Here is a 4,148-nt window from a genome sequence, read left to right as displayed (position 1 = left end):
GCGTCCGAGACGGCGCGGACCCAAGCGTAGTCCTGTCCGCCGGCCAGGAACTTCCACCCGTCGTTGATCGCGTAGCGTGCGCGCACCGGAGCGGCTTGGGCGGCCAGGCCGGCGGGCAGCAGCATCAGAGCGAGCGTGGCGGCCAACAGTGCACGAAATCTCATGAACGTCTCGGATGGTGGAGCTGAACACAGGGCACGCCGGGGCCGGGCGACGATACGCCCGATGGCGCGCACTCGAGTGCTTGAGGATGCAGCGGGTGTATCACGCCCTTGGCCGGTGCACCGAGTCATTGCAGCGCACGCAGCGCACGCAGCGCACGCTGCGCGGCTCCGTACGCGCAGCACGACGCAGGCGGTCGAGGGGACGCGCGTTCAGTGCGTGCGCGTTAGGCACCCGTCACCCACGCGGCCAGTTCGCGCCCGCGGCGCAGCACGTCGCGGAGCTCGAGCGGCTTCGGGCTCGCGTAGTGGAGGCTCGCGAAGGTGGTGGGTCCCGGGAGCCGCACGGAGAGCGTGTTCACGGCGGCGCGCGGGTACACCAGATTCTCGCGACTCTCGCCACCCGCCAGCGCCATGTAGCCGCCCAGCTGCCAGCTCACCACGCGGTAGCCCGTGCTCGGCGAGCGGAGCGAGCGCCACCCCTCGCCGGTTTCCACCTGGGCCGCGTCTCCTTCGCGCAGCCCCAGCGCGTGCGAGCCCTCCAGGATCTCCAGGTCCAGGCCGCGGAGTGCCTCGGGGTTGAGCAGCTTATGGCTGCGCCCCTCGAACTCGCCGTCCAGGCGCACCCGGCTCTCCACCTCGATCCGGTGTCCGTCCAGCTCGGTGAACCAGTGCGTTCGCACACCGTCCTGCAGCAGCTCGCCGTCGATCACGCCGACTCGGCCGGCCATGTTGCCGGTGGCGCGGTTACGAAAGACGAGCGCGCCGTCCCACGGGGCGCGCTTCTCGTCCTGGACGATGTTCAGCGGGAAGTGCGAGGAGGCGACGAACTTCGTGTAGTGGTCGCGGTAGCGCCACGACTTGGGCGCGTTGCGGGCCTGCATCCACCGCACCTGCCCACTCGCCCGCGTGCCCACGACCATCATCTGCGGCCCCTCGAAGCGGACCGCGAAGTCGCCGCGCTCCACCGGCAGCGGCTCCTCGGGCGCGGTCCAGAACGGGTCCGACGCGGGGATGGAGTACATCAGCATCCCCAGCGTCACCCAGTACGGGCTGCCGTTGTCGATGTAGAAGTCGCGCACCGCGGGGGTGCCCTCCGCCGAGAACGTCTCGCGGAGCTTCGCCGTGGCGGGGTCGAAGGCGCCCAGCCGCCAGTGGTATTCCAGGTTCGTGCGGACGATGCGCCGCAACAGTCCCGGCGAGTGCGGCCAGACGCCCTGGCGGTAGCCGAGCAGGAGCGGGGAGAGCGCGGCCCATCGGTAGAGGAGCGAGCGCCCGAACCAGGGCTGGCTGCCGTCGGGCGCGAAGAAGTAGGGTGCCTTCTCCAAGAAGAGCCGCGCCCGCTCCTTGAACTTCGCGGCCCACTCCGGATAGCGCTCGCCGATGATCCCGCTCCAGATGAGCGGGAAGTTGCCGAACGTCCAGAAGTTGTAGAGATCGTAGATGGGGATCTGCGGCGAGTCGCTGTACCAGCCGTCCTGGCCCGTGACGAACAGCGCGTCGAGCGCCTGCAGGTCGGCCAGCATCCACGCTTCGTCGCCGCTGAACTCGGGCCACTGCTCGGCGAGTCGGAGCCGCGCCGACTGGTTGATGCAGTGGAACCACGCGTGGTTGTTGTCGCGCTCGGGGACGCTGGTGCAGCTGGCCAGCCACGCCTGCACGTTCGCGCGCTCGCCCGTCGTGAGCCGCTCGAGCACGAGGGTGCGCATGCGCCAGAGAGCGTCCGCCACCAGCGCGGCCTCGACTGAGCGCTGCGTCTTCTTGTCCGCCGGCGGCTTGCCCCAGAAGTGCGGGAACTCGGGGTCGAACGCGTTGCGGAAGATGGACACCGCCACCTCCCCCAGGTCCACCGCCTCGCCGTCCACCTCGATGACGCGGGGCTTTCCCGCAGCCAGCCACTCGCTGAGCAGCGGGAGGATGCGCGCCACCGAGACGTACGTCTTCCCCGACGGCGTGACGCAGCTCGCCACCAGCGTGCCGCCGGCGAAGTCGCACACGGCGTAGCCTGGCGCGGTGCGGCGCGCGTTGCGTACGAAGCCCTCCAGCATGCGCAGAGCGTAGGCATCGAAGACATCGTTGCGCACCAGTGTCTTCTCGAACGCATCGAGACGGGCGGGAGTCACGGCAGCCCCGGCGAACGCCGCGGTAGCCAGCTTGAGAAAGTCGCGGCGCTGAATCACGTCGCTCACCTGGCCATGTGCAGGATCGCCGGCGCATACGCCCCGTCGGCCAGCTTGCGGCGATGGGAGAAGACGGTCCAGCCGTAGACCCACGGCCCGTCCTCCGACGCGCGCGTCTTGCCGTAGACGGCGGTCACGCGGCCGGCCTCCGTCGCGGTACCTGGCGCGTAGGCGATGCCGTCGATGGGGCTCACTGCGCAGCGGTAGAACGGTTGGCCGTCGCGGATGAGCGCGCGAACCATTCCGCCCCCCCCGCTGGTCGTGACCCCGTCGCCGCGGAGCATCCAGCTCCAGACGAGATACGCGTAATGCATGGTGCCGGCACCCTGCTCCGGACCGGCGTCGGCGTATTTGGCGTATCGCGAGCCATTCTGGTTCGGTTTGTACTGCCAGTCGTTGGGAAGCGCGTCGGGGCTGCCCTGCGGGACGAGGGCGATGCGGAACTCCTGCCCGGGCACCGCCTCGCAACCGCGGCCGTTACGGAGCTTCTCGTTCCACCCTCCGCCAGCGGCCGCGCTGGGGGCGCCCCATTCCGTCGGAAGCGAGCGTGCCCGTTGGGTGGCCACCTCGTCACCGCCGACGATGTCGGCCGCCTCGATGTGACCGTATGGAACTCGGGAATCCGAGTAGCCCTGGCCGCCCTTGTGGAAGTGCAGGAGCCCGCGAGTGGTCTCGAGCGCCTCGTGCGCGTCCAGCCGGATCTCTCCCGGGCGGCACGACATCCGGTCCACCGGGTTGGCGCCGCGGGGCGCGCCGTCGTAGCGGGTAGCGCTGGTTCGGACCACGTACTCTCCAGCCTTACCCACGGGCCGGCCATCTTCGAAGAGGAGTGGAGTGGAGTCGGCTTTCAGGACGACGCAGCGGAAGAAGTTCCGGTTCGGATAGTTCCAGAGGTCCGCGCTCTCCAGGGCCGATGCCCCGGTGGGCGGTGAGCCGGAGTCCGTCAGCGTCTGCATCGACGATGCGGATCGGCACGCGCCGGCCGCGACCAGGAGCAGCGCCGGGGCGAGCTGACGGGAGACAGTTCGAAGATGCATGGCTCAGAGAGTCCTTACCTGGTGTTGGCGGAAACGACCCGGCACGGCGGTTCCCCCCAGCGGGGAACCGCCTAACGGCGATCAGTACCTCGGGCAGACCGCGATCAGTACCCGGGGTTCTGCCTCATACCCTTGCTGAGATTCGCGTCGATCACGCCCTGCGGGATGGGAAGCAGCGTGTCACGCGCGGTGATGAACGGAGCCGTGAGTGGGTTGTACTTTCGCGTCCGATCCATCCAGGTGCCGGTGCGCAGCAGCGTGTAGCGCCGGTGCTCTTCCGAGAGGAGCTCCCGCGAGCGCTCATCCAGGATGAAGTCCAGGGTCACCTGGCTCGCCGTGATCTGCGAGGCATGGGAGCGGGTCCGTAGCGCGTTGAGGCTCTGCGCCGCCTCATCCAGCTTCCCTTGCTTGAACTGCGCTTCCGCGAGAAGCAGGTAGGTCTCCGCGAGCCGGAGGTAGGGCTGGTCGTTGTACTGGTAGCCGCCGGTGGGATCCACGTCGTTGATCCAGTCCCACTTCCTGGGACTCGGCCAGAGCGGATCGTTCGTCGTCTCCTTGTTCCAGGCCAGCTTGAGCGTGTCGCCCAGGGCCTTCCCCTTGGGAAGGGTCGCCGGGTCATTGTAGATCAGGAACTTTCTCATCGCGTACGGAGAGCCGCGATCATCCTGCGGTTCGTACAGATTGATGGCCCACTTGGTGGGAGCGATCCGACCGATCCCACGGCCCGCGTATCCCGGCTGCGCGACGTTGATCCCTTTCAGCGTGTAGTA

The 4,148-nt window shown here is 68.7% G+C and carries 3 protein-coding genes; all 3 read right to left on the bottom strand.

The window, feature by feature from the left end:
- Positions 1 to 388 precede the first annotated feature (388 nt).
- Positions 389 to 2,350, bottom strand: coding sequence for a DUF2264 domain-containing protein (locus tag VFE05_05845; GenBank protein HET6229585.1), 1,962 nt, complete (start codon positions 2,348 to 2,350; stop codon positions 389 to 391).
- Positions 2,347 to 3,297, bottom strand: coding sequence for a hypothetical protein (locus VFE05_05840; protein ID HET6229584.1), 951 nt, complete (start codon positions 3,295 to 3,297; stop codon positions 2,347 to 2,349). Before VFE05_05840 ends, VFE05_05845 begins: the two co-directional genes overlap by 4 nt.
- 185 nt (positions 3,298 to 3,482) lie before the next feature.
- On the bottom strand, positions 3,483 to 4,148 hold a 666-nt coding region (locus VFE05_05835; protein HET6229583.1), incomplete at its 5' end, for a RagB/SusD family nutrient uptake outer membrane protein.

This window comes from Longimicrobiaceae bacterium, from assembly GCA_035696245.1.
Lineage (GTDB): Bacteria > Gemmatimonadota > Gemmatimonadetes > Longimicrobiales > Longimicrobiaceae > DASRQW01.
Note: the sequence above shows the minus strand (reverse complement) of the source record. Positions and strands in the feature narration are given on the sequence as shown.